Raw genomic sequence first — 24,173 nt, forward strand, 5'->3', positions numbered from 1 at the left:
CGCTGCTGCGGGAACTCGACAGACTCTTCCCCATGACTGACGCAGGGGCGGCGGCCGGGACCGCCGGAGGGGGCCGCATCCGGAGCACGGTTGCGGTGTTGAGACAGCGGCTGCCGTTCACCAGCGGCGTCACGCTCGCGATGCTGGTGCTGGCCGTCGCGACCGGCGCGCTGTGGAACGCCGCCGAAGACCGTGCGGCGTACCCGTTCGTCGCCTACGGGCTGCCGTCGCTGGAGGCGGGCCGGTGGTGGACGATGCTCACCGGGCCGTTCTTCGCCGTCATCCCGTGGTACTACCTGCCGATGGTCGGCAGCTTCGCGCTCTTCGCCGGCTTCGCCGAGTGGAAGCTGGGGACGCGGCGCGCGATGGCCGTGACCATCGGCGGCCAGTTCGTCGCGGTGCTCGCCGCGACCCAGTTCCTCGCGCTGTCCCGCAACTCCGGCTGGCTGTGGGCCGAGCGGGTCGCGGGCAGCCTGGACGTCGGCTTCTCCGGTGGCGCGCTCGCCGCGGTGGCGATCGCCAGCGCGACGCTGCGGCCGCCGTGGGCGCTGCGGCTGCGGGCCGGGCTGTGCGTGTACGCCGGGGTCGCCATCGTCTACGTCGGCACGCTCGCCGACCTGGTGCACTTCTTCGCGCTGCTGCTGGCCCTTCCGCTCGGCAAGCGCCTGGTCGGCACGCGCCGAACCGGGGCGCAGGCGGGCCCCGACCTGCGGGAGTGGCGGGTGCTGGCGGTGGCCGGCCTGCTGCTGCTCACCATCGCCGAGATCGTGATGTTCCTGGTGCCCGGAGACGGCCCGTTCGGTTCCGACGACGGCGTTTCGCTGTCGGCGCCGGAGCTCGCCGTGCTGGTGCTGCTGGTGGTCCCGATGCTCAACGGGCTGCGCAAGGGCAGCCGCGTCGCGTGGCGCTGGGCCGTGGTGCTCTCGGCGTTCGTGACGCTGCAGGGCCTCGCCGTCGCGACGCTGCTGGGCGTGGCCGACCTCTTCGGCGGGGACTACGACACCGCGGGCCTGCCGTTGTTCTTCGTGGACAATCTCCTGTGGACGGTCGAGCTGGCGGTGCTGATCGCCGCGCGCCACGCCTTCCGGGTGCCTTCGCGACGCCGGCTGCGGCGCCACGCGCAGGGTCCGGGGCCGGCGCTGGCCCGCACCCTGCTGGGCCGCCACGGCGGCAGCACGCTGTCGTGGATGACGACCTGGCCGCGCAACACCTACTTCGTCCGCGAGGACGGCCGGTCCTACCTCGCCTACCGCCGCCACGCGGGCGTCGCGGTGGCGCTCGGCGACCCGATCGCCCCGGACGGCACCGCGGCCGCGACGGTCACCGAGTTCGCCGCCATGTGCGAGAACTCCGGCCTGGTGCCGTGCGTGTTCTCGGCGACCGAAGCCACCGTCGCGACGACGCGCGAGCTGGGCTGGCAGCACGTCCAGGTGGCCGAGGACAACGTGCTCGACCTCGACGGCCTGGAGTTCCGCGGCAAGGCGTGGCAGGACGTCCGCTCGGCGTTGAACAAGGCGGCCAAGCAGGACATCGAGTTCCGGCTGGTGCGGCTGGCCGACCAGCCCGAGCCGATCCTGGCCCAGGTCCGGGCGCTGTCGGAGGAGTGGATGTCCGGCAAGGCGATGCCGGAGATGGGGTTCACCCTCGGCGGCCTCGACGAGGCGATGGACCCGGCGACCCGGGTCGGCCTGGCGGTCGACGCGGAGGGCACGGTGCACGGCGTGACGTCGTGGCTGCCGGTCCACACGGGCGCGGGCAAGGTCGGCGGCTGGACGCTCGACGTGATGCGCCGCAGCGCCCACGGCTTCCGCCCGGTGATGGAGTTCCTGATCGCCTCGGCGTGCCTGGCCTTCCGCGAGGAGGGCGCGCGATTCGTCTCGCTGTCGGGCGCACCGCTGGCCCGCAGCGGCGACGGGTCCCCGGCCCGCCCGGTGGACCGGGCACTGGAGTCGCTGGGCCGCGTGATGGAGCCGTACTACGGATTCCGTTCCCTGCACGCGTTCAAGGCGAAGTTCCAGCCGCGTCACGTGCCGCTGTACCTGGCTTTCCGCGACGAGGCCGACCTCCCGCGCATCGGGCTGGCCCTGAGCCGGGCGTACCTGCCGGACGTCCGCCTGCGGCAGCTGGCGAAGCTGGTCAGTAGCTCTCGGGCACGCTGATCCGCTGCGGGAACCGGATCTTCCGCCTACTGACGACGTTCTGCTCCTTCGGGATCAGCCGTCCGTCGGTCAGGCGGAGCCAGTGGCCGTTCCGCGAGTCGGTGAAGGCGAGCATCACCCCGGGCGTCATCCCCGGCCGCCGCCACTCCTCGCGGATCGGCATCCGCCACTTCCCGGGCGGCAGGATCGCGTAGAGGTACTCGTCGTCTTCGATGTCCGGCCCGCGGTGCAGCGTGGAGCCGGTCATCGGCAGGTTGTGCACGAGGTCGAACGAGACGACGACGTGGTTGACCGCCTCGGCGTTCGCGTTGGACACGATGATGTAGCCGCGCTCGCCCGCGTATTCGATCCACGCGGTGACCTTCGCGGCCTGTTCCTGCCGTTCCCGCAGGTCCCGCTCGCGCCGGTCCTCGCGGGCGAGCCTGCCGTCGCGGATGGCGATCCACAGCGCCACCACCACGGCCGCGATCGTGCCGATGCCCCCGACCCACTGGCCCGAGGCGCCCCACCAGTCCGGATCACGCGGTTGCACGAGCCAGCTCCCGGCCTTGGCCAGCAACGGCCCGAAGAGCAGCACGAACCCCGCGACGCCGAGCACCCCGAACGCGACGGTTCGCACGCGGCCGAGCCGTCGTTCCTCATCCCCGTTCATGTACCGCAGCCTGCCGAATCCGGGCGCCCGGCGGAAGCGGCAAAACGCCCGCGGCGCCGGTGCTACATTCGTCGTCGTGTCCGACGAGCCCTCCGGCGAGCTTGCCTTTCTGCGCACCGAACTCGACCAGCAGCTGCACCGGTACACGAAGCGCCGCAAGCGTGACAAGCGGAAGGCGTTCGCACTGCGGCTGTCGACGGTGTTGTTGTCCGCGACGATCAGCGTCCTGCTCGGCCTGCGGAACTTCGACGGCTACACGGATCTGTTCGCGAACATCGCTCTCGGGCTGGGTGCGCTGATCACCGTGCTCGCGGCGGCGGACGCGTTCTTCTCCCACCGCGAGCTGTGGATCCTCCGGACGCAGACCGTCCGCGATCTCGAGAACATTTCGCGGGATCTGCGCTACTGCATGAGCAAGGACCGTTCGCCGGAAGAACGCAAGCAGGACGTCGAGCGCATCTACGGCGAGCTGAACCGGGCCATCGAGCGCGACAGCAGGAACTGGGACCGCCTGCGCGCACCATCCGGCGCGGACCCGAAGGAATGACCCGGACGGCGGTCGTGCTCACCGCCCTGCCGGTCGAGTTCACGGCGGTCGCCGCCCGGCTGTCCGGTGCGGTCTGGCAGACCCACGCCCAGGGCAGCCGGTACCTCGTCGGCACATCGGGCACCTGGCAGGTGGCGGTCGCGGAGATCGGCCGCGGCAACGAAGAAGCGAGCTATTCGACCGAACGCGCGCTCCAGCACTTTGCGCCCGACGTCGCGCTCTTCGTCGGCGTCGCGGGCGGCGTCAAGGACGTGGCGCTCGGCGACGTCGTGTTCGCCACCGAGGTCCACGGCTACGAGTACGGCAAGGAGGGCACCGACGTCTTCCTGCCGCGCGGCCAGGTCGGCACCGCGTCCTACGACCTCGTGCAGGCCGCCCGGTACCTGCGCCACGAGCTGACCGCCGGGTTCGCGGTGGTCGTCGAGCCGATCGCCGCGGGCGGCAAGGTGGTGGCGGACGCCGAGGCCCCCACCGCGGAGGTGATCCGGCGCCACTACAGCCAGGTGGTGGCGACGGAACAGGAAGGACTGGGGTTCGTCAAGGCGGCTTCGGCCCGGTCGGGCGTCTCGGTCGGCGTGATCCGCGGGATCAGCGACCTGCTGTCGGGCAAGGCGGACGCGGACCAGGCCGGCTGGCAGGACATCGCGGCGAGCCACGCGGCCGAGTTCGCGTTCGCGCTGCTCGACGCGGCCGACCGGACGGCGTACTCCCTGGAGGACGTCGCCGGCGCTCTGCTGTCGGCGTTGCTCAGGCTCCACCGGTGGGAGTCACGTGAGGAAATCCCTGCGCTGGGCCGGGATCGGAGGGAGAAGCGGAAGGCGGACCGGCTGCTGGAGGACCTCGAGGAGGTGCTGCTGGAGCACCTGGAACGAGCCGCCGACACCTACGGCATCAAGGACGCCGGACTCTTCCGGCAGGTGACGTCCCACCTCCAGCTGGTGGACCACACCCACCCGGCCGAGACGGCGGTCCTCCGGCCGCTCCTCGGTGAAGCGAAGTCCCCGGTCGAGGGCTATTTCCTGTCCGACGTCACGGCGTTCCTGGTCGGGGCGTACCTGGGCGTCCCGGACCTGCACCGTGACGCCCTGCCCGGCGCGATCGAGCGGGAGACGGACCTCCCGCAGGCCCTGGAGACGGCGCTCAGCAGCGTCCCCCGCCGGCAGCGAGCCCGCAACGAGGCAGCCGACGACCAGCTCTCGGCCGCCGCGTACACGACGGAATACCTGCGAGCGGTCAGCAACCGCCTCGACCACCTCGAAATCCTCGGCATCGACCTCGCCCGCTCGGTGGAGCGGTACGCACTGACCCCGGCATTCGTGGCCCTGTCGGCCGCGAGCGGCCAGTGGGACGACGACCACACCTGGTCGGGTGGCCGCCGCAACGACGTGGTGAACGTCCTGGCCGCCGCCACGCACCAGGTCCTCATCGGCGAGGCGGGCTCGGGCAAGACGACGCTGCTGCAGTGGATCGCCGTGGCCGCTGCTCGGGATCGGCTGCCGCCGAGACTCGCGCACTGGAGGGGCAAGGTCCCCCTGGCCGTCCGGCTCCGCCGCTACGTGGAACAGCCGCTTCCGGAGGTCGAAGCGCTCACCGACGAGGTGGCGGCGAGCCTCAACGCCCGGAAGCCGCCCCGCTGGTGCAGCGATCTGCTCGCCGAAGGCCGGGCCATCGTGCTGATCGACGGCTTGGACGAGCTCCCGGTCTCCCGCCGCCCCGCGGCGCAGCGCTGGCTCGACGAACTGCGGGGCACCTTCCCCGAGAACGTCTTCATCCTCAGCGGACGGCCGGCGGCGCTGCGCCACCCGGGTTTCAAGCTCGGGCAGTACCGCATGGCGCAGCTCGAACCGATGGGACCGGACCAGATCACGGCCCTGGTGCGGCACTGGCACGTCTCGACGAGCGCCACCCTGCCGAAGGAGCACCAGGAAAGCCACCGCGCCAAGGGAAAGCTCGTCACCGAGCACATCCTGCAAAACCCGGCGCTGCTCGACCTGGCCCGCACACCCCTGCTCTGCGCGGTGCTGTGCGCACTGGCGTACGCGCACAAAGGGGTCGGCAGCCTGCCCCGCCGCCGTCTCGACCTGTACGAGACAACGCTCGTCATGCTGGCCGGGCGGCGGGACACGGAACGCAACCTCGCGATTTCCCCGCTGGGGCCGGAGGAACGACTGGCGCTGCTGCAGGACCTGGCCCAGTGGCTGATCCGCAACGACCAGTCGGAGATCGCGAAGGACAAGGCCCTCAGCCACGTCGGGCAGACGTTGCGGTTGCTGCGCCAGGACACGATCACCGCGGAGGAGGCCCTGCACGACCTGATCGAGCGATCAATTCTTCGCGAGCCGGCGCCGGGCGTCGTCGACTTCGTCCACCGGACGTTCCTGGAGTTCCTGGCGGCCCGCTGGATGAGCGGCCAGGGCGACTTCGGCGCGTTGCTGTACTGGGCGGGCGACCCGTCGTTCGCGGGAGTGATCGCGCTGGCGGTCGGCATGGCGCGGCCCGCCGAAGCCACGAGCTTGCTGGGAAACCTGCTGTCGAAGGCGGAAAGCGCCACCCGCGGCGACCGGGAACACTTGTACAGCCTGGTGATGACCTGCGTCGACGCGTGCTTGCTGGTGGACGAGAGCGTGACCCGCAGGCTGGAGTCGTACTTGGAGTCGCTGGTCCCGCCGCTCAACAGCGACGCGATGTTGCGGCTCGTCGCCGGCGGGGACACCAGCGTGGGTCTGATCGAGCGGTTCCTGACCAGCACCGAGGCCTACGCGTCGGAACGCTGTGTGGAGGCGCTCGGCCGGATCGGCTCGCCGAGAGCGCTCAAGGTCCTGATCGACCTTCCGGTACCGCTGCGGCGGTCACTCGCGCAGAGCCTGGTCGAGGCCTGGTCGTTCTTCCCGCCCGCGGAGTACGCCGAACACGTGCTGACCGAACTCCACGCACCGACCGTGGTCGAATTGCGGGATGTCTCCCGCATTCCCTTCACCGGGCTGCTCGGCAGGGACTACCTAGTCCACGCCCACATCTTCGGTATGTGGATGGGCCTGGATTTCTTGACCGGCGCTCGACTCGCGTACGTCACCGTCGATTCTCCCATACCAGTCGAAAACTTTGTCGAAATACCCAAGATCCCTGGCCTGCGGAGCATCTCGGCCACCGAAGTATTCGCCATCGGCAGAGTCGACCTGGCGGCACACATACCGGCAGACAACACCATATCGTCGATCGAACTGCATCTCATTGCCGTGACAAATGACCCCGTCGAGCTCGATATCGGGACATTCTCCGCCATGCCGAACCTGATCGATCTGCGGATCAGTGGCAACACCGCGGTTCTCGACAACATCGACCGCATCAACTCCTTGAGGAAGCTCGACAGCCTCGAAATCGAGAACTTCCGGCTTCTCAACCCGCAGACCGCGGAGATCTCCCTACCCCGGCTACGTTCACTGCGCATCCCCGAATGGCCCTTGAGCGACCTCAGTACGTTCGCCGGCTGCACCCACCTCGAAGTCCTCGACGCCCCGGACTCCGAACTCGAAAGCCTCCACGGCATCGCAGCTATGACCGGCCTGCGTAGCGTCGCCCTGGGCAGCTGCCTTTCCCTCACCGACATCGGCGAACTGAACCCGCTCAAGGCCCTCGAGCACGTCGATCTCACCAACTGCATCGCCCTCGACGACGACGCCCTCGACGTCGTCGAAAAGCTCCCCCGCGAAATCGACCTCGAACTCGCCGGCTCCAGCGTCGACGCCGATCTCCGCAACGCCCCGCTGCAGATCCTCACCGAGCACGTTCCCGACGCCTGGCCCGACTCCATCGCCATGCTCGACGACGACCTCGACGTCACCCAGGAAGACTTCTTCGTCCGCTCGGTCGTCGGCGCGTCCCCCGCCGAAGAAGAATTCACGCACGGGTGGATCGTCGGCGACCTCGAGGCGTACGAAAGCCGCCCGCTCTAACGGACTGTTGTCGGCGGCGGGGTCGTCACACCGCGGTCCGCCGCCGGCACGAACCGGTAGCTCCGCACGATCCGCTCCAGCTCGTCCCGCGCCGACGTCCCGTAGGCCACCACCACACCGGACGTCCCCGAATCCCCGCCGAACGCCAGCACCGCCAGCTGCGCCTGCCGGACCGCGCACTCCCCCGTCGGCACCGGCGTCACCGAAGCGACCACCACCCGCGCGGGCACCGCGGTGCCGTCGGCCCGGGCGACCTGCGCGTCCGACCCCGGCCCGATTTCGGGCGCCGCGCCGTACGCCCCGGAAGCCAGGTCCGTCGCTGCCTTGCGGGCCGCTGCCTCGAGGTCGGCCAGTGGCTCCGTGGTGATGCCCGCTCCGCCGTCGCACTTGCCCAGGAACGCGCTCGTGATCAGCCGGATCCCGTCCCAGCCGTGCTGGGTGCCCGGGGCCGGCTCCCAGTTCGGCGGGACGTCGTAGGCGTAAGCGCCGTCACCGCCGGCCACGGACCGCCAGCCCGTGACCGCCGGCGGGACCGTCGCGCGCGGCGAAGGTGTCACCACCAGCGGCGATGGCGGCGGCGAGGACGACGCCGGACGCGGCTTGCCGATGCCGAACGCGTTCAGCACGCCCGCGACCAGGGCGATGAACACCAGTCCGAACCACGGCGCGCGCCGCCACTTCAGCGGCTTCGCCTTCGGCCGGATCCGCTTCGGCTGCGCGCGCGGCGCGTCCGCGGGTTCGTAACCGCCGAACCCGCGAAGCGCCGCGTTGTCCTCGTAGCCCGGCGTCGCATCTTCGGAACGCCGGTTCACGTCAGCTCCGGACGAGCTTGACCAGGTGCTCGACGACGGCGTCGACCGCGATCTCCTCGCGCTCGCCCGACCGCCGGTCCTTGACCTCGACGACGCCGTTGGCCAGGCCGCGCCCGACGACCAGGATGGTCGGCACGCCGATCAGCTCGGCGTCGGCGAACTTGACACCCGGGGTCGCCTTGCGGTCGTCGAGGATGACCTCGATGCCCGCCGCGTCCAGGTCGGCGGCGATCTTCTCGGCGCCGGCCGCGACGGTCTCGTCCTTGCCCGCGATGACGATGTGCACGTCGAACGGCGACACCACGCGCGGCCAGATCAGGCCGAGGTCGTCGTGGTTCTGCTCGGCGAGCACGCCGACCAGCCGCGAGACGCCAACGCCGTACGAACCCATGGTGATCCGGATCGGCTTGGAGTCGGGGCCGAGCGCGTCGACCTCGAAGGCGTCGGTGTACTTGCGGCCGAGCTGGAAGATGTGGCCGATCTCGATGCCGCGCGCGGCGACCAGGGTGCCGTGCCCGTCCGGCGACGCGTCGCCCTCGCGGACCTCGGCGGCCTCGATGGTGCCGTCCGGGGTGAAGTCGCGGCCGGCCAGCAGGTCGACGACGTGGTGGTCGACCTTGTCGGCCCCGGTGACCCAGGCGGTGCCGGGGACGATCCGCGGGTCGGCGAGGTAGCGCACGCCGTTGTCCTGCAGCGCCTTCGGGCCGATGTAGCCCTTGACGAGGAACGGGTTCTTCGCGAAGTCGGCCTCGTCGAGCAGCGCGACCTCGGCCGGCTCCAGCGACGCTTCGAGGCGCTTCATGTCCACTTCGCGGTCGCCCGGGACGGCGACGCAGACGAGCGTCCACTCGTCCGAGCCCGGCTGCCGCGTCTTGAGCATGACGTTCTTCAGCGTGTCCGCGGCGGTGAACGTGCGGCCCAGCCCGGCCTTGTTGAGGAAGTCGACGAGCGAGTCGATGGTCGGCGTGTTCGGCGTGTGGTGCACCTGCGCCTCGGGACGGCCCTCGACGGGCTGCGCGGCGGGCGCGGGCGTGACGACGGCTTCGACGTTCGCGGCGTAGCCGGACTCGGTGCTGCGGACGTAGGTGTCCTCACCCGTCTCGGCGACGGCGAGGAACTCCTCCGACGCCGAGCCGCCCATGGCACCCGACGTCGCCTTCACGACGACGTACTCGAGGCCGAGCCGGTCGAACAGCTTCACGTAGGCGTCGCGGTGGGCCTGGTAGGAGCGGGCGAGGCCGTCGTCGTCGAGGTCGAAGGAGTAGGAGTCCTTCATGACGAACTCGCGGCCGCGCAGGATGCCGGCCCGGGGGCGGGCTTCGTCGCGGTACTTGGTCTGGATCTGGTACAGCGTGACCGGGTAGTCGCGGTACGAGCTGTACTCGCCCTTGACGGTGAGGGCGAAGAGCTCCTCGTGCGTCGGGCCGAGGAGGTAGTCGGCGCCCTTGCGGTCCTTGAGGCGGAAGAGGCCGTCGCCGTACTCGGTCCAGCGGCCGGTGGCCTCGTAGGGCTCCTTCGGCAGCAGCGCGGGGAACTGGATCTCCTGCGCGCCGATGGCGTTCATCTCTTCGCGCACGACGGCCTCGATGCGGCGCAGCACGCGCAGGCCGAGGGGCAGCCACGAGTACCCGCCCGGAGCGACCCGGCGGACATAGCCGGCACGTACCAGGAGCCGGTGGCTCGGTACCTCGGCGTCCGCCGGATCCTCGCGCAACGTGCGAAGGAACAACGACGAAGTCCTGGTGATCACTGCGGGGCTCCCTGCGCCGGGCGGGTGTGAAAGTCCCGCTCAGGGTAGTCAATACCCCGGCCGTGACTCCAACGGGTTACTCGGCGGCCGGTTTTTGTCGGTGGTGCCCGCTAGCTTCGGGGCATGGCGATCCACATGGGCATGATCACGATCGACTGCGCGGAGCCGAGGCAGCTGGCGCAGTTCTGGACGGCGGCGCTGGGCACAACGGTGGCCCAGGACTACGAGGGCGAGTTCCTGATCCTCGCCCCGGCAGCGGAGGGCGGGCTGCCGCTGGCCCTGCAGCGGGTACCGGAGCCGAGAGAGGGCAAGAACCGAGCCCACATCGACTTCGGAGCGGAGAACCGCGAGGCCGAGGTGAAACGGCTGGTGGGGTTGGGCGCGAAGGAGGTGGCGGAGCACGAGGTGCCGGGCCTGGCGTGGACGGTGCTGCAGGACCCGGAGGGCAACGAGTTCTGCGTATCGGCGGCGGTGCACTGAGGTAGCCGACCAAAGCCCCTGCGTGAGGTAGTCATTACCGTTCGTAGCCCCCGATCAAGGAGTTACGGCGCCACTACTGAACCGAGGGTCGGTCCGCGGGTCGGCGCACTCCTTCTCTTCGGCGCACCGACCCGCGATCCTCTAACGCCGACTCGCGATGCCAACCAACGCGATTACCAACTCAGGTCGGACGATCAGAACCGCCGCGGCAAGCGCTGCGACGATGACAACTGTTGCCGCGATGGCGACGATGAGTCGCACCAGGTCGCGCCGGGCGCCTCGGCTACTCATGACAGCCAGAGCCAACGACGTCCACCCACGCCACCGGCAACCCCATCCACGCCGCTTCGAATGCGAGCATTTGATATACTTATTCATGAGTCTATTCCTTGCCTGTCCGCGGGAATTTGATTCGGGCGCCCGAGCTGTTCCAGCAGCTTGGGCGCCGTTTTATTGCGAGATCCGATTCATTGGTTGACTTGCCTCCCCATTAGCGGCACATACAGCCGGCGGACGTAGCCGACCACGCAGCGGTTCGCCAGGTCACACTAGCCACAGCATCCCCGCCGCCTGCTGATCCATTGCAACTGATGCCGAGCCGAAATGCGCGCCACCTCGAAGAAGATTCATTTTTGTGATAAGTTCGAAATCGTATTGGTGCCGCGCAACGGTCCCCCTCCGCGAGGCGTGTGAGCGTGCCTTACAGCGCGACGAGCCCGCAAGCGCCGTCTGATACTGGACTAACCGGATAGCCGACAGACCCTCGCTCGAGCCACTGCGTCATCACGCACCGCCGCCAAGCCCGGCGACTGCACCAGGTGGAGCTGGATCGGCCGTCCGGCGCAACCCGCCAATCCCCGCAAACCCGGCTTCCGACTACTGGCCCCCGCCAACACAACCCGCTAGCATCGGCCCAGCCAGGAACGGGGGATCCTCGGCGCACTCTGCCGCGACATTTCCCGTTCGCGACGAACTTCCGTCCACAGGGGGATCCATGCCGCCCGTCAAGGGTGCCTTCGCCATGCCCAAAAGAGCCGCGATCATGCTCGCCGCGGCTGTCACTCTCGCCACCGCCTCTCCCGCCGCCGCCGTCACCGGGGGCAGCCCGGCCGCCGAGGGGGCCTACTCCTTCGCCACCCGGATCGAGGTCGGCGGCGTCCACGGGTGCAGCGGTGCCCTCGTTGCGCCGCAGTGGGTTGTCACCGCCGCCAGTTGCTTCCCCGAAAACGGCGGCCAAGCCGGCGCCCCCAAGCTCGCCACCAAGGCTTCCGTCGGCCTGCGCGCCGAACGAACCGTCGTCGATCTGCTCTTCCGGGCCGATCGCAACGTCGCCCTCGCCAAGCTGGCCACGCCCGTCACCGACATCACGCCCGTCGCCGTCGGCACCGCCGCCCCCGCCCAGAACGAGGCCCTGCGCATCGCCGGCTACGGCCGGACCGCCACCGAGTGGGTGCCCGGCCGGCTTCACACCGCGCCTGTCTCCGTGCAGAGCGTCACCGCCACCACCCTCGCCGTCCTGGGCGACCCGGCCGCCGCCACCACCTGCCAGGGCGATGCCGGCGGCCCCCTGCTGCGGGAGCGCGACGGCGTCGTCGAACTCGCCGGTCTCCACCACTCCTCCTGGCAGGCCGGCTGCCTCGGCTCGACCGAGACCCGGCAGGGCACCGTCGAGACCCGCGTCGACGACATCGCCGGCTGGATCGGCCTCCGCCTCCGCGGCGACGCCTACACCGCGCTGCCCACCGCCCAGCGCGTGCTCGACACCCGCACCGAAACCGGCGGCCACCAGAAGCCCGTCGCCGCGGGCGAATCCGTTTCCGTCGCCATCCCGGGCCTGCCGGCCTCCGCGAGCGCCGTCGCCGTCAGCCTGGTCGGCACCGGCGGCACCTCGGGCACCTTCCTCACCGCCTACGGCGACACCCTGCCCACGACGTCCAACGTCAACCTCGCCGCCGGCCGCACCGCCGCCGGCATGGCGATCGTCCCCGTCGGCGCCGACGGCCGGATCAAGGTCCGCAACAACGCCGGCGCCATCGACGTCATCGTCGACTACCTCGGCTACTACAGCGCCTCCGGCGAGTCGACCTACCAGCCGAAGGCCAAGCCGGACCTGCTGCTCGACACCCGCGGCCAGCTCGGCGGCCACCCGGGCAAACTGACCGCGGGTGAGATCGTGACCGTGCCGGTCCGCGGGATCGCGGGTGTCCCGTCCGACGCCGTCGCCGTGGCGATCAACCTCACCGGCACCGAAGCCGACTCCAACACCTTCTTCAGCGTCTTCGCGCAGGGCACGCCCGGCCCGTCGACGCTGAACATCCGGCCGGACGAGGACCGCGCGGTCCAGTCGCTGGTGCGGATCGGCGACGACGGCGCCATCCGCATCTTCCTCCACCACGGCCAGGGCCACGTCCTGCTGTCGGTGGCCGGCTCGTTCGTGCCCGGCGACGCGGGCAGCCGGTACGCGGCGCTGGGCAAGCCCACCCGCCTGCTCGACAGCCGCGACGGCACGCCCCCGCCGCTCGGGCCCGGCACGATCGTCACCGTGCCGGTCACCGGCCTGCCGTCCGAGGCGACCGCCGCGGCGGTCAACCTCACCGGGGTGCAGCCGAGCGTTTCGTCGTTCCTGTCCGCCTGGTCGCACGACCTGCCCTACAGCGGCGTCCCCTCGACCGTGAACGTCATGGCGGGCGAGAACACCTCCAACGCCGCGACGGTCCGGCTCGGCGCGGGCGCGCAGTTCGACGTCCGCAATTCGGCGGGCTCGACGCACCTGGTCGTCGACCTGCAGGGCTACTACACGCGGTAGCGAGTAGAAAGGCGGCATGAGCGCTCGCGTACTGCTGCCGTGGACCGACATCGACGTGCCGGAGGGGCTCGTCGCCGCGTACTACGACGGCGACGGCGCCCCTCCGGCCGATCTCGGCGACGTCGAGTTCTACGTCCTGCCCTACGACCGCGGGCCGGAGCCGCCGAAGCTGATCGAGGAACTGCCGTCGCTGCGGGTGGTGCAGGCGCTGTCGGCGGGCGTCGAGGCGCTTGTGCCGCTGCTCCCCGACGGCGTGCAGCTGGCGAACGGGCGCGGGCTGCACGACCTGAGCGTCGCCGAGCACGCCCTCGCGCTCATCCACGCGGCGCAGCGCGACCTGCCGCGCTGGTTCGCGCAGCAGGCGCGCGGCGAGTGGAGCCGCGAGCACACGCGGTCGCTGGCCGACAGCCGTGTCCTGCTCGTCGGCTACGGCTCGATCGGGCAGGCCGTCGAACGCCAGCTCGTCGCCGCCGAAGCCGTGGTGACGCGGGTGGCGAGCCGCCCCCGCCCGGACGAGGACGTCCACGGCGTCGCCGAACTGCCCGCGCTGCTGCCCGGGGCCGACATCGTCGTGCTGGTCCTGCCGGACACGCCGGCGACCCGCGGCCTCATCGGCGCGGACGAGCTCGCCGCGCTCCCCGACGACGCCCTGGTCGTCAACGTCGGCCGCGGCACGGCGATCGACACCGCAGCACTGCTCGCCGAGACCCGCACCGGACGGTTGCGCGCCGGGCTCGACGTCGTCGACCCGGAGCCGCTGCCCGCGGACCATCCACTGTGGACGGTACCGGGCGTGGTCATCACGCCGCACATCGCGGGCGGGTCGTCGTCGTTCTACCCGCGCGCGAAGAAGCTCGCGGCGGAGCAGTTGCGGAGGTACGCGAAGGGTGAGGAGCTGCTCAACCTCGTAGAGCGGTGACGGCGGCGGCCCACGCGGCACGGGAGACGGTCAGCTCGCCGTGCTCCCGGGCCTTCGTGTCCCGGATGCCGACCGATCGGTCGAGCTTCACCTCGACACACTCGGACTGACCGCCGCTGAAACTCGACTTGCGCCAGGTGACGTTCTCCATGCGGCAGCCTCCCGGGTTATCGTGCGACCTCCCGGAACAACTCCCGGGTGGCGTCTTCGCTCAACGCCCTGCTCGCCAAGATCTTAGCCTGGCGCCGGTAGTCGCGGACAACATCTTCATCGTGCAGGAATGCGGTGGCGTGGGAGCTTTCCAGGTGCACGATGGGCGGCAGGGAACCGAATTCGTACAGGACGAACGGACCGATCAGACCGGGGTGGTAACCGATGTTCGCGGGCACGATCCGCAGCGAAACATTGCTCAGCCCGGCCACTTCGGTCAGATGATCCATCTGGTCGGACATGATGTCGGCACTGCCGATCTGTTCGCGGATCGCCATTTCGCCGAGGAATGCGGTCAGCCGCACGGGATCCGGCTTCACCAGGATCCGCTGGCGCTCCAGCCGCGCCACGAGCATCGCGTCCGCCTGCGCCAAGCCGATCTCGGCATTGCTCAGCACATCGCGGGCATAGTCCGGAGTTTGCAGGATTCCCGGCAATACCGCGAGCGACCACATCGTGATGCGGGTAGCCGTGCGCTCGTACTCCACGATCCCGTTCAGCGCGGGCGGCAGGTCGGACGGGTTCGAGTCGAGCCAGTTGTCGTCGCGGGCGTGCCTGGCCAGGCGCATCATGCGGTCGTACGTCAGGTCGTCGACCCGCAGCGCGCCCAGCAGCCGTGCCACGTCCTCCGGCTGCGGCACCCGCTGTCCCTTTTCCCACGCCGACAACAACTGCGGCAGAATCCGGACCATCCGGGCGAGTTCGCGCAGCCCCTTTCCCCGCGCTACCCGCACTTCGCGCAGCGAAGCGGCCAATGCCCTCGACCCGGGCGAGGTGGAAGTCGGCTTCATGTCGTGATGGTACGAATGCCGTCCATTCCCCGATCGGCGGTGGGGCGTCCCAATTTCAGGACAGCACGTACACGTGCCATTCGTCGTCGACGCGATATCCGCACCGCTCGTAAACCCCCAGCGCGCGGTGCGCATTGTCGACGTCGACGTTGAGGGCCGACCGGTCGAATCCCGCGGCCTTCGCCGCCTTCAGCGTGTGCCCCAGCAGCCCGGAAGCGACGCCGCGGCCGCGCAGGGCCGCCCGGGTTCCCACCCAGGTGGCGTAGTGCTCGCGGATGCCCGTCGCCTCGGTTTCGGACGCGTAGTGGTGGCTGAGGACGAACGCCAGCACCTTGTCGCCGTCGAGGACGAGGAACGACAGGTCCGGGCGGAAGTCCTTGGAACCGGTGACCAGGTGGCGCCAGGCGTCCGGCTCGTAGATCGTGCTGCCCCAGTGGTCGGCGAAGGTGTCGTTGCGGGCGTCGAGCGCGGCGAGGTCGTGCGCGAAGTCGAACGGCACCGCCTCGAAGCCGTCCGGCAGCGGGGGCTGCGGCGGCAGGTCGGCGAGGCCGACGCGCATGTTGACCATGGTCCGGCCGTGCGTGTAGCCCGCGCGGGTGAGGACGCCGGCGATCCAGCGCTCGTTCTGGTGGCTGCCGTGGTGCAGTTCGAGGGGCGCGCCCGGGAAGGCCCGCTCGTGGACCTCCCGGCTCGTGCGCGCGAACCACTCGGCCAGGTGAGTGCCGACGGCGTCGGTCCGGTGGCCCGGGTGCACGACCGACTGGAGCCGGATCATGTGCACCGGGTCGGCGGCGTCGCGGCGGCGGGCCAGGCCGTAGCCCACGAGCTCACCGCCGGCCCAGGCTCCGACGGTGGCGCGGGCCAGGTCGACGTTGGGCGCGGCCAGCTCTTCGCGGAGGTCTTCCGCGCTGAAGTGTTCACCCGTCCGGTCGACTTCCTCGGCCGCCGCGTACAGCCGCGCGAGGGCGGGAGCGTCGTCGAGGGTCAACGGGCGCCAGGTCAGGTCCATGCCGGGAGGCTAGGCCGGACGACGGCGGCCGCGCACCTCCATTACCGTCCGCCGCGGCCGCCGTCCGGATCGGCGCCGGCCGGCGCAGTAGGCTCGGGCGGTGCTGGTGCTCCTCCCCCCTTCCGAGACCAAGGCCGACGGCGGCCGCGGCGGCCCGCTCGACCTCGGCGCGCTGTCGTACCCCGAGCTGAACCCGACGCGCGCGAAGCTGGCCGACGCGCTGGCCGAGCTGGCCGCGGACGTCCCGGCGAGCATCGCGGTCCTGGGCATCACCGAGCGGCAGGTCGGCGAGGTGGAGCGCAACGCGCGGCTGTGGACGTCCCCGACGATGCCGGCGCTGCGCCGCTACACCGGCGTGCTGTACGACGCACTGGACGTGAAGAGCTTCACGAGGGCGGGCCTGGAGAAGGCCCACCGGCGGCTGGCGGTGACGTCATCGCTGTTCGGCGTGGTGTCGGCGACCGACCCGATCCCGGCGTACCGCCTCTCGGGCGGCAACTCCCTGCCGGCGCTGGGCACGGTCCGCGGGCTGTGGAAACCGGTGCTCGAGCCGGTGCTGCAGGGGGTGGAGGGCCTGGTGGTGGACCTGCGGTCGGGCACGTACTCGGCCTTCGCCAAGCTCCGCCCGGACGCGGTGACGGTCCGCGTGGTGACGGAGAACGCCCACGGCGAGCGCGTGACGGTGAGCCACTTCAACAAGGCGTACAAGGGCCGCTTGGCGCGCGTACTGGCGGCCACGCGGGCCGAGCCGTCCACTGTGGACCAGCTGGCGAAGGTGATCACCAAGGCGGGCCTGGTGGTCGAGCGCACGGGCGAGCACGCACTGGACCTGGTCACCGAGGGCTGACAGCCCCGTTCGAACCACGCCCCGGGTCCGCCTCGGAAGCGACCGCCCTCAAAACCTGTCCGGCGCGAACGGGCGCAGGTCGAAGCCCGGGTCCTCGCCCAGTGCCACCGCCGCCACCAGCTTGCCCGCGAACGGGGCGTTCGTCAGCCCGCCCGCGCCGAAGCCCGTCGCCACCGCCAGGCCCGGGCGGATCAGGCCCAGTACCGGCAGGCCGTCCGGCGTTCCCGGGCGGAAGCCGACGCGGGTCTCCGCCAGGGTTGCGTCCGCGAGGCCCGGGGCCGCCGCCAGTGCGTTGTCCAGGACCTCGCGCTGGCCGGCCGCCGTCACGCGGTAGTCGAAGCCCGCGTCCGGCTCGCGGGTCGCGCCCGCGACCACCCGGCCGCCGCCGAAGGCCAGCAGGTAGTGGCTGGGGCCGTGCAGGACCACCGGCCAGGCCGCCGTTTCCGTGCCCGGCAGGTCGAAGTGGCTGATCTGGCCCCGGTGCGGCGTCACCGGCAGGTCGATCCCCAGCGGGGCCAGCAGTTCGCGGCTCCACGCACCCGCCGCCACCACCACGCTGTCCGCTTCCAGGACGCCGTCCGGGCCCGCCACCGTGCCGTCCGCGCGGAACGCCACCTCGCCGTCGACGAACTTCGCGCCCCGGCGCTCGGCCCCCGCCAGCAATGCGCGGCGGAGCTGGTGGCCGTCCACGCGGCCGGCGCCGGCCAGGTGCACCGCGCTCAGCCCGGGTGCCAGCGCCGGGAACAGCTCGCGCGCCTTCGCCGGGTCGAGGCGCCGGATCTCGCCGATCTCCGGCGCGTCCGCCGCCCGGGACGTCAGCCGCTCCTGCGCCCGGGTCAGCTCGGCGTCGTCGGCCGACGCGATCATCCCGCCGACGACCTCGAACGACGAGCCTTCGAGTTCCGCGGCGAACTCCCGGTAGTACCGCGCGGCGGCCGCCGCCAGCGGGTACACCGCGTCCTCCGAGCGGGACGCCCAGGGACTGACGATGCCGGCGCCGGCCTCGGTCGCCGTTCCCGGCCGCGCCGCGTCCGCCACGATCACTTCCGCGCCGCGGCCCGCCAGGTGCCAGGCCGTCGCCGCGCCGCCGATCCCACTGCCGATCACGAGCACTCGCATGGTTCCCACCCTGCCCGATCTTGCCGCGCCGGGGCCAACGGGATAACCGCCACCGGCGCCCGCCCGGCCGTATGCTGCGCGCCATGCCGAGCCGTGCCGAGCGGTATCTCGCCCATCTCGACACCCTGACCGGGTCCGCCGCGCCCCGGCTGCAGCCCATTCCCTCGACGCAGCCCGGGCTCGACGACGTCATCGCGTTCGTCTACGCCGACGAGCCCGAGCCGCGCTACCTGACCGGCGCCACCTACGGCCTTTCCCTGGCCGACCACCCGGACTGGCACGGCGTGCGGCCGGAGCTGTGGATCAGCGTCCGCTCCGACGATCCGGTGTGGGCGCTGGCCATCGGCTACCTGGCCGAGCAGCTGCGCGGGACGTGCCCGTTCGTCTACGGCGACACCATCGACTTCGGCCAGCCGATCGCCCCGGAGTCGGCGATGACGGCGTTCGCCGTGTCGGCGCCGGCCGGCCTCGACGCCCACCAGTACACCCTGATCGACATCGGCGGCCCGCCGATCAGCATCGCGGGGTGCTACCCGGTGCACGACACCGAGCGGAAGTTCATCCGCGAGCACGGCATCGACGCTTTCTGGCAACTGGACTGGGACCTCTACGACGTCCGCCGCGCGCCGGTGGTCTAGGCCATCCGGTCCCGCACGAGGTCCCGGACCGCCGTGACGAACGCTTCGGCGTCCAGGCCGTCGTCCCACGAAGCCTGCAGCAGCAGTCCCTGGTAGATGGCCACGAGCACGCGGATCAAGGCGTCCGGGGCGAGGTCGCCGAAGGCGGCCCGCTGGTCGTCGACGCCTTGGCGGGCGAGGTCGCGGATCCGGGGTTCGCGGACGGTTTCCGCCCACGCCTGCAGGCCGAGGTTGCGCTGCCGGGCGGCGTCCGGGCCGGCGATTTCCCGCAACAGGTCCAGGTAGGCGGCAAGGGGATCGCCGGCGTCGCCCAGGCCCGCGTCGCGGGACGTGTGCCATTCGCCGACGATCGCCAGGATCATGTCCTCCTTGCCGGTGAAGTACCGGTAGATCAGCCCGGCGGACAGACCGGACTCCCGGACGATGTCCTGCATCGACGTGCGGTGGAACCCGCTGCGGGCGAAGCAGTTCGCCGCGGCGTCGAGGATCTGGCGGCGGCGGCTCGCCAGGTGTTCGTCGCTGACCTTGGGCATCTACCGGACCACCGCCCACGCGATCCGGTAGAACGCGGCGGCGGGCTCGTCCCGGTGGTAGCGGACGGCCGCGTCCTTCGCCGACAGGTCACCCTTCAGGTCCAGACCCCGTTCGGCCAGGAAGCCGGGCACGTCGGCGGGCCGGAAGCCGAACGTCCACGGCTCGCCGACCTGCGCGACCTTCCGCTGCCAGGGAACGTCGGCGCCGAGAACGGCCCGGTCGACGTAGGTGAAGATGACCGTGCTGCCCGGCGCGGTGATCGCGGCGAGGTCGCGCAGCGTCGTGTCGACGGCCTGCTCGGTGAGGTAGTTGGTGACGCCCTCCCAGACGACGGCCGTGCGCTTCGGCGGGAAGCCGTCGAGGGCCGCGGCGAGGCTGTCGGCGCCGAGGTCGACGGGCACGTAGTGCACGTGCGGCCGGTCGGCGACGCGCTGCCGCTTGACCCGCTGGGTCAGCGGGTGGTCGACCTCGTAGGTGGGCAACGCGCCGGGGAGCCGGTGGGCGCGGCTGTCGTAGCCGGCCCCGAGCAGCAGGACCTGCTCCGGCGCCGCCTCGGCGAGCAGGTCGTCGATCAGCCGGGTGCGGGCGACCGCCGACAGGCGAGGCCCACCCGGGTAACGACGGTCGATGACCCGCGCGATGCCGGCCCCGAGCGGCCGGACGGCCGCGGCCCGGACGAGCCAGCGGTAGCGCGCCGGCAGGAACCGGATGGCGAGGTCGTCGGCGAACAGCCGGTCGGGGCGCCGGGTCTCCAGGGCGCGGAACAGGGCGACGTGCTCGGCGGTGCGGCTGGCGGAACGCATGCGGCGAGCATAGCGAATGAACATTCATTTTTCACTCGGCGCCCGGCTCCGCAACGGCGGCGCGGGCCCGCGCCCGGCGGAGTGGGCGGGCGAGCACCGGAGGAACCGGGCCACGCCTTCGCCGGTCAGGACCGGTAGGCGGCCGCCGCGATCCGGGCGAACGAGCGGATCAGCGGGTTGTCGTCGCCGTCCTGCCACGCGACCACGACCGGGTTCGGGGCCATGTCCGGCAACGGCACCACGACCAGCTCGCCCGGCGGCCGGTGCCCGAGCGGCATCACCCCGACGGTCCCGTTCCACAGCACGGCCTGCAGGCACTCCTGGACCGCCCGCACCACCGGGCCTTCGCGTGCTTCGCCGCCGTGCCAGTACGCCTGCCAGACCGGATCGGTGCCGTCGGGGAACCGGAACCAGCGCCGTCCGGCCAGGTCGGCGAGCGCGAGCCGGTCGCGGCCGGCCAGCGGGTCGTCGGCACGCAGCACCGCACCCACCGGGTCGGCGCGCAGCTCGTGCACGCTCAGCCCGGTCCCGTCGAACGGCCCGCGGGTCAGCGCGACGTCGACGAGCCCGGCCCGCAGGCCGCAGGTTGGGTCGGTCAGGTCGGCGTCACGGACGCGGACCTCGACGTCCGGGTGCTGCCGCCGGTAGGCGTCGGCGAGCCGGGTCGCGGCCGGGTCGGCCCCGTCGCCGAGGATGCCGACGGTGAGGGTCGGCGCGCCCGCCGCCGTGGCGACGCGCACGCGGGCCTGGTCGGCCTGGTCGAGCAGCGCCCGCGCCTCGGCCAGCAGCGCCGCGCCGGCCGGGGTGAGCGTGACGCCCGCGGCGGACCGCAGCAGCAGGACGGCCCCGACGTCGGTCTCCAGCTGCTTGATCGCCCGGCTCAGCGGCGGCTGGCTCATGTGCAACCGCGCCGCGGCCCGGCCGAAGTGGAGTTCTTCGGCGACCGCGACGAAGTACCGCAGCGTGCGCAGCTCCATGACCGGCGACGATATTCGCCCGGTATCGGCACCACCGAACCGGTCTTGGACGCCCGCACCCGCGCGGCGGTGGAATCGGGGCATGACCGAGCTGACCGATCCCGCCGTCCGCGTCTCCGGCGCCCGCGAGATCGCCCCCGACCTGCTGGTGATCCCGAACGACCGGGTCGACCTGGTGCCCAACATCGGTGTCGTCGGCGGCACCGAAGCCGTCCTCGTCGTCGACACGGGCATCGGCACCGCGAACGCATCGCAGGTGCTCGCCTTCGCGCGCGAACTGGCGAAGGGCCGTCGCCTTTATCTGACCACGACGCACTTCCACCCCGAGCACGCGTTCGGCGCGCAGGTGTTCGCCGGCGAGGCGACCTACCTGGTCAACCGCGCCCAGGCGGAGGACCTCGCCACCAAGGGCGCGGGCTACCTGGAGATGTTCCGCGGCCTGGGCGAGGTGATCGCCCGCCGCCTCGACGGCGTGCGCGTGCCTGCCCCCGACGTGGTCTTCGACGACGGGTACGACCTCGACCTCGGCGGCCGGACCGTCCGGCTCCGGCCCACCGGACAGGGCCACACCAAGGGCGACCAGGTCATCGAGGTGCCGGACGCGGGCGTGCTGTTCACCGGCGACCTGGCCGAGACCGGGCAGTTCGCCATCTTCCCGTGGTTCCCGCCGTACGACGTGGACGTCTCGGGCGTCGGCTGGCTCGGCGTCTTGGACGGCTTGATCGCCACCGCGCCCCGCGTGGTCGTGCCGGGCCACGGCGACATCGGCGGCCTGCCGGTCCTCACCGACGTCCGCGACTACCTGCACGAGCTGCGCGAAGAGACCTGGCGGCGCCGTGACTCGGCGATGGGCGTCGAGGAGACCACCGCCGAGGTCCGCTCACTGCTCGTCGAGCGGCACCCGGAATGGGCCGGGCAGGAGTGGATCGAGCCGGGCGTCGCCTGCCTCTGCGCGGAACACGGGTCACGGCGTGACGAGCCAGTCGACCATCGCGCGTGAGATGGCGCCGCCGGCCCGCTCGTCGTAGCCCTCGAAGCACGGCATCGAGTTGGCCTCCAGGAAGAACCACTCACCGGTGGCGCGCTCGATCTTGAAGTCGACACCCAGCAGGGGGACGCCGCAGTGCCCGGTCAGCCGGGCACACCCTTCGGCGATTTCCGGCGGCGGGACGAGCGGGCGGTAGTCGTTGACGCCCCGGACGGTCCGGTAGTCGAGCACCGGCGAGTCGATCAGCTCGCCGAACGCCCGGTCGCCGACGACGTGGATCCGCACGTCCGGCCCGGTGATCCGCTCCTGGAACAGCACCGGCAGGTGGACCAGCCGCGGCAGCCGGGACTCGTGGTGCGGCTCGAACACCGTCGCCCACGTCTTCGTGGCACTGGCGCCCTTGAAGATCGCGCCGGCCCGGCAGCCGCGGACGAAGTCCAGCGCCTCCCGGGGATCGGAGGTCAGGCAGGTTTCCGGGATCCGCCAGCCGGCGACCTCGCCGAGCGCCACGGCGTGCAGCAGCTTGGTGAAGCCCGACGCCTCCCGCAGCGGCGGGTTCATCACCCGGCCGGGCAGGAAGCCGAGGATCCGCGCCAGCGCCTCGGCCTGCCCCGCCGAGGCCGCGGCCAGCTCGGCCGTCGGCGCGGCGGAGGCGACCTCCACGAGCCGGCACCAGACGGCGGAGAAGTCCCCCGCCCGGTACCGCACGCCGTCCAGCGACAGCAGGGTGTCGGCCGGGCTCGCCACCGGGATCCGGATGCTGCCGCGCATCGCCAGCGAGGGCAGGTCGACCGCCCGGAAGGCGGCGCCGGCCCGCCGCAGCGCCCGCAGCCCGGCCGTGAAGGTCGGGTCGGCCGCCACGCCGAGGCACAGGATCACGACGCGAGCCCGGTCAGCAGGGCCGCGTAGACCCGGTCTTCCCGGTCCGGGAAGAGGTGGTGCCCCGGCCAGGACGAGACGTCGGCCAGCCGCGGGACACCGGCGTCCAGCTCCACCCGGAAGTCGGCGAACACCGCGCCCCGGCCGCGGAGCCAGGCGACGATCGGGGCCACCCGATCCGCCGTCTCGGCGTCGAGCCGCCCGCTCGCGTCACCCACTTCGAAGACCTCGGCTCCGGCCACGAGGAACCGGCGCGCGCGGCCCGGGTCGCCGATCTGGACGACGTCGAACCGGCTGCGTGGAGCGGCCGGGTCCACCACTGTCCACTCGGGAATCCGGTACACCTCCCGTCCCGGCGCCGAACCGTCGTTGAGGATCACCGTGCGCGGCGGTTCGACCGCGCCGGTTCCGGCGAGTTCGAGCGGGTCCAGGCGCCCGAAGAACCCATGCTCCGACGGCCGGTTGACCACCGGCCCCGGCCACAGCGCGACCGCCGACCAGAACGCCGCGTAGGTTTCGGCCGCGGCGAAGGCACGGTCCGGGTCCGGCTCCTCGCTCCAGCCGCCGGTCCCCCGGTTGAGGATCCCGGCCACCTCGGCGCCGTCGACGGTCAGCCGCGCGCGGTACGTCCGCTCGCGGGTGACCCGCACCGAGACGGCGACGCGGCCGAACCCGTGCGCGACGACCGCCGGATGGCCTTGCGCGGTGGCGAAAGCGGCGAACCGGGCCGCCGTCTCGTCCGCGTCCGGGGCGATGACCAGGAGGGTCACCGCCCGCTGGTTTCCCAGGCTTCGAGGGCCGCCGCGACCTGCCAGGCGGTTCGCGCCAGCTCGTCGACCACCGCGGGCCGCGCTTCGGCCGGGATGAACGGGTCACCGGGCGGACCGGATCCGCCGTCACCGTCAGCGGAACCGGCCGACATACCGCTCCGCCGATTCGCTGGTCTCGGTGGTCTCGCTGGTTTCCGTCATCTCGGAGCGCTCGCTGGTCTCGCTCCCTTCGGTACCTTCCTTTCCTTCGGAACGCTCGGTGTTTTCGGAACTCTCGGTCCCTTCGGACCCGATCCGCGACACTTCGGGAATCCCGCTCCCGGAAGCCACGCCGAGGTAGCCCGCGGCGCGCCTTCTGATCTCGAGCGGGAAATCGGTGAATGCCACTGTTTCGCCCATCATGACCCTCCCGCGCCCCACCGCCATCCGGCCGTTTTTCATGGGAGCACCGGCGGATCCGGGTGTCAACGCCGCCCCACGCGATGCACCTGCATGGGGCAGCGCCGATTCCCGGAAACCGTGCCTTTTTC

The 24,173-nt window shown here is 71.6% G+C and carries 23 protein-coding genes; 9 read left to right on the forward strand and 14 right to left on the reverse strand.

What is annotated here, in order from left to right; all coding sequences use genetic code 11:
- Nucleotides 1–32 precede the first annotated feature (32 nt).
- Complete coding sequence (locus tag HUT10_RS16635; protein ID WP_254896903.1) at nt 33–2,159, forward strand: bifunctional lysylphosphatidylglycerol flippase/synthetase MprF; 2,127 nt, start codon at nt 33–35, stop codon at nt 2,157–2,159.
- Here the strand turns inward: HUT10_RS16635 and HUT10_RS16640 are convergent.
- The gene (locus HUT10_RS16640) at nt 2,137–2,811 is read right to left on the reverse strand and encodes a hypothetical protein (RefSeq protein ID WP_176172044.1); all 675 of its coding nucleotides are present in this window, start codon (nt 2,809–2,811) and stop codon (nt 2,137–2,139) included. The two genes, HUT10_RS16635 and HUT10_RS16640, sit on opposite strands and share 23 nt — an antisense overlap.
- A gap of 76 nt (nt 2,812–2,887) precedes the next feature.
- On the opposite strand from HUT10_RS16640, the gene HUT10_RS16645 reads away from it, so the two are divergent.
- On the forward strand, nt 2,888–3,358 hold the full coding sequence (locus HUT10_RS16645; protein WP_176172045.1) for a DUF4231 domain-containing protein: 471 nt from the start codon (nt 2,888–2,890) through the stop codon (nt 3,356–3,358).
- Nucleotides 3,355–7,311 (forward strand): NACHT domain-containing protein, encoded by a 3,957-nt coding sequence (locus HUT10_RS16650; RefSeq protein WP_176172046.1) that lies wholly within the window; start codon nt 3,355–3,357, stop codon nt 7,309–7,311. Before HUT10_RS16645 ends, HUT10_RS16650 begins: the two co-directional genes overlap by 4 nt.
- On the opposite strand, the gene HUT10_RS16655 is transcribed toward HUT10_RS16650, so the two are convergent.
- Nucleotides 7,308–8,123, reverse strand: a complete 816-nt coding sequence (locus tag HUT10_RS16655; protein WP_176172047.1) for a hypothetical protein — start codon at nt 8,121–8,123, stop codon at nt 7,308–7,310. The genes HUT10_RS16650 and HUT10_RS16655 overlap by 4 nt on opposite strands.
- A gap of 1 nt (nt 8,124) precedes the next feature.
- Nucleotides 8,125–9,873, reverse strand: coding sequence for a proline--tRNA ligase (locus tag HUT10_RS16660; protein ID WP_176172048.1), 1,749 nt, complete (start codon nt 9,871–9,873; stop codon nt 8,125–8,127).
- Nucleotides 9,874–9,996: 123 nt separating this feature from the next.
- Here HUT10_RS16660 and HUT10_RS16665 point away from each other — a divergent pair, with 123 nt between their 5' ends.
- The 3 genes from HUT10_RS16665 (at nt 9,997) to HUT10_RS16675 (ending at nt 14,078) form a co-directional block, all read left to right on the forward strand.
- Entirely contained in the window at nt 9,997–10,353 is a 357-nt protein-coding gene (locus HUT10_RS16665; protein WP_176172049.1) for a VOC family protein, read from the forward strand.
- 1,021 nt (nt 10,354–11,374) lie between these two features.
- Nucleotides 11,375–13,159 carry a trypsin-like serine protease gene (locus tag HUT10_RS16670; protein WP_176172050.1) on the forward strand — a complete coding sequence of 595 codons (1,785 nt, stop codon included), beginning with the start codon at nt 11,375–11,377 and terminating at the stop codon, nt 13,157–13,159.
- A 16-nt stretch (nt 13,160–13,175) separates the two neighbouring features.
- Nucleotides 13,176–14,078 carry a 2-hydroxyacid dehydrogenase gene (locus tag HUT10_RS16675; RefSeq protein ID WP_176172051.1) on the forward strand — a complete coding sequence of 301 codons (903 nt, stop codon included), beginning with the start codon at nt 13,176–13,178 and terminating at the stop codon, nt 14,076–14,078.
- Here HUT10_RS16675 and HUT10_RS16680 read toward each other — a convergent pair.
- Genes HUT10_RS16680 through HUT10_RS16690 form a run of 3 tightly spaced genes read right to left on the reverse strand, consistent with a single transcriptional unit; the run spans nt 14,059 to nt 16,088 of the window.
- Complete coding sequence (locus HUT10_RS16680) at nt 14,059–14,229, reverse strand: DUF397 domain-containing protein (RefSeq protein WP_176172052.1); 171 nt, start codon at nt 14,227–14,229, stop codon at nt 14,059–14,061. The two genes, HUT10_RS16675 and HUT10_RS16680, sit on opposite strands and share 20 nt — an antisense overlap.
- 16 nt (nt 14,230–14,245) lie before the next feature.
- Nucleotides 14,246–15,079: a helix-turn-helix transcriptional regulator gene (locus HUT10_RS16685; RefSeq protein ID WP_176172053.1), complete on the reverse strand. Its 834-nt coding sequence runs from the start codon at nt 15,077–15,079 to the stop codon at nt 14,246–14,248.
- 55 nt (nt 15,080–15,134) lie between these two features.
- Nucleotides 15,135–16,088 (reverse strand): GNAT family N-acetyltransferase, encoded by a 954-nt coding sequence (locus HUT10_RS16690; RefSeq protein WP_176172054.1) that lies wholly within the window; start codon nt 16,086–16,088, stop codon nt 15,135–15,137.
- 100 nt (nt 16,089–16,188) lie between these two features.
- On the opposite strand from HUT10_RS16690, the gene yaaA reads away from it, so the two are divergent.
- Nucleotides 16,189–16,935, forward strand: a complete 747-nt coding sequence (gene yaaA / locus HUT10_RS16695; protein WP_176172055.1) for a peroxide stress protein YaaA — start codon at nt 16,189–16,191, stop codon at nt 16,933–16,935.
- Nucleotides 16,936–16,983: 48 nt separating this feature from the next.
- On the opposite strand, the gene HUT10_RS16700 is transcribed toward yaaA, so the two are convergent.
- Nucleotides 16,984–18,054, reverse strand: a complete 1,071-nt coding sequence (locus HUT10_RS16700; protein ID WP_176172056.1) for an FAD-binding oxidoreductase — start codon at nt 18,052–18,054, stop codon at nt 16,984–16,986.
- Between the two features lie 83 nt (nt 18,055–18,137).
- Between HUT10_RS16700 and HUT10_RS16705 the strand changes: the two genes are divergently transcribed.
- Entirely contained in the window at nt 18,138–18,692 is a 555-nt protein-coding gene (locus tag HUT10_RS16705) for a suppressor of fused domain protein (protein WP_254896904.1), read from the forward strand.
- Here the strand turns inward: HUT10_RS16705 and HUT10_RS16710 are convergent.
- From HUT10_RS16710 to HUT10_RS16720, 3 genes are all read right to left on the reverse strand, one after another.
- Nucleotides 18,689–19,225: a TetR/AcrR family transcriptional regulator gene (locus HUT10_RS16710; protein WP_176172058.1), complete on the reverse strand. Its 537-nt coding sequence runs from the start codon at nt 19,223–19,225 to the stop codon at nt 18,689–18,691. The genes HUT10_RS16705 and HUT10_RS16710 overlap by 4 nt on opposite strands.
- On the reverse strand, nt 19,226–20,029 hold the full coding sequence (locus HUT10_RS16715) for an SAM-dependent methyltransferase (protein ID WP_176172059.1): 804 nt from the start codon (nt 20,027–20,029) through the stop codon (nt 19,226–19,228). It abuts the gene before it with no gap.
- Nucleotides 20,030–20,154: 125 nt separating this feature from the next.
- Nucleotides 20,155–21,006, reverse strand: a complete 852-nt coding sequence (locus HUT10_RS16720; protein ID WP_176172060.1) for a LysR family transcriptional regulator — start codon at nt 21,004–21,006, stop codon at nt 20,155–20,157.
- An 82-nt stretch (nt 21,007–21,088) separates the two neighbouring features.
- Here HUT10_RS16720 and HUT10_RS16725 point away from each other — a divergent pair, with 82 nt between their 5' ends.
- Nucleotides 21,089–22,006 (forward strand): MBL fold metallo-hydrolase, encoded by a 918-nt coding sequence (locus tag HUT10_RS16725; RefSeq protein WP_176172061.1) that lies wholly within the window; start codon nt 21,089–21,091, stop codon nt 22,004–22,006.
- On the opposite strand, the gene HUT10_RS16730 is transcribed toward HUT10_RS16725, so the two are convergent.
- The 4 genes from HUT10_RS16730 to HUT10_RS16745 are packed head-to-tail and all read right to left on the reverse strand — an operon-like array spanning nt 21,971 to nt 24,084.
- Complete coding sequence (locus HUT10_RS16730; RefSeq protein ID WP_176172062.1) at nt 21,971–22,873, reverse strand: hypothetical protein; 903 nt, start codon at nt 22,871–22,873, stop codon at nt 21,971–21,973. The two genes, HUT10_RS16725 and HUT10_RS16730, sit on opposite strands and share 36 nt — an antisense overlap.
- A complete protein-coding gene (locus HUT10_RS16735; RefSeq protein WP_176172063.1) occupies nt 22,870–23,643 on the reverse strand; it encodes a hypothetical protein in 774 nt (257 codons plus the stop codon). The genes HUT10_RS16730 and HUT10_RS16735 overlap by 4 nt, the downstream gene beginning before the upstream one ends.
- Nucleotides 23,640–23,795 carry a hypothetical protein gene (locus HUT10_RS16740; protein WP_176172064.1) on the reverse strand — a complete coding sequence of 52 codons (156 nt, stop codon included), beginning with the start codon at nt 23,793–23,795 and terminating at the stop codon, nt 23,640–23,642. The genes HUT10_RS16735 and HUT10_RS16740 overlap by 4 nt, the downstream gene beginning before the upstream one ends.
- On the reverse strand, nt 23,776–24,084 hold the full coding sequence (locus HUT10_RS16745) for a hypothetical protein (protein WP_254896905.1): 309 nt from the start codon (nt 24,082–24,084) through the stop codon (nt 23,776–23,778). The genes HUT10_RS16740 and HUT10_RS16745 overlap by 20 nt, the downstream gene beginning before the upstream one ends.
- Nucleotides 24,085–24,173 lie beyond the last annotated feature (89 nt).

Source organism: Amycolatopsis sp. Hca4 (assembly GCF_013364075.1).
Taxonomy (GTDB): Bacteria; Actinomycetota; Actinomycetes; order Mycobacteriales; family Pseudonocardiaceae; genus Amycolatopsis.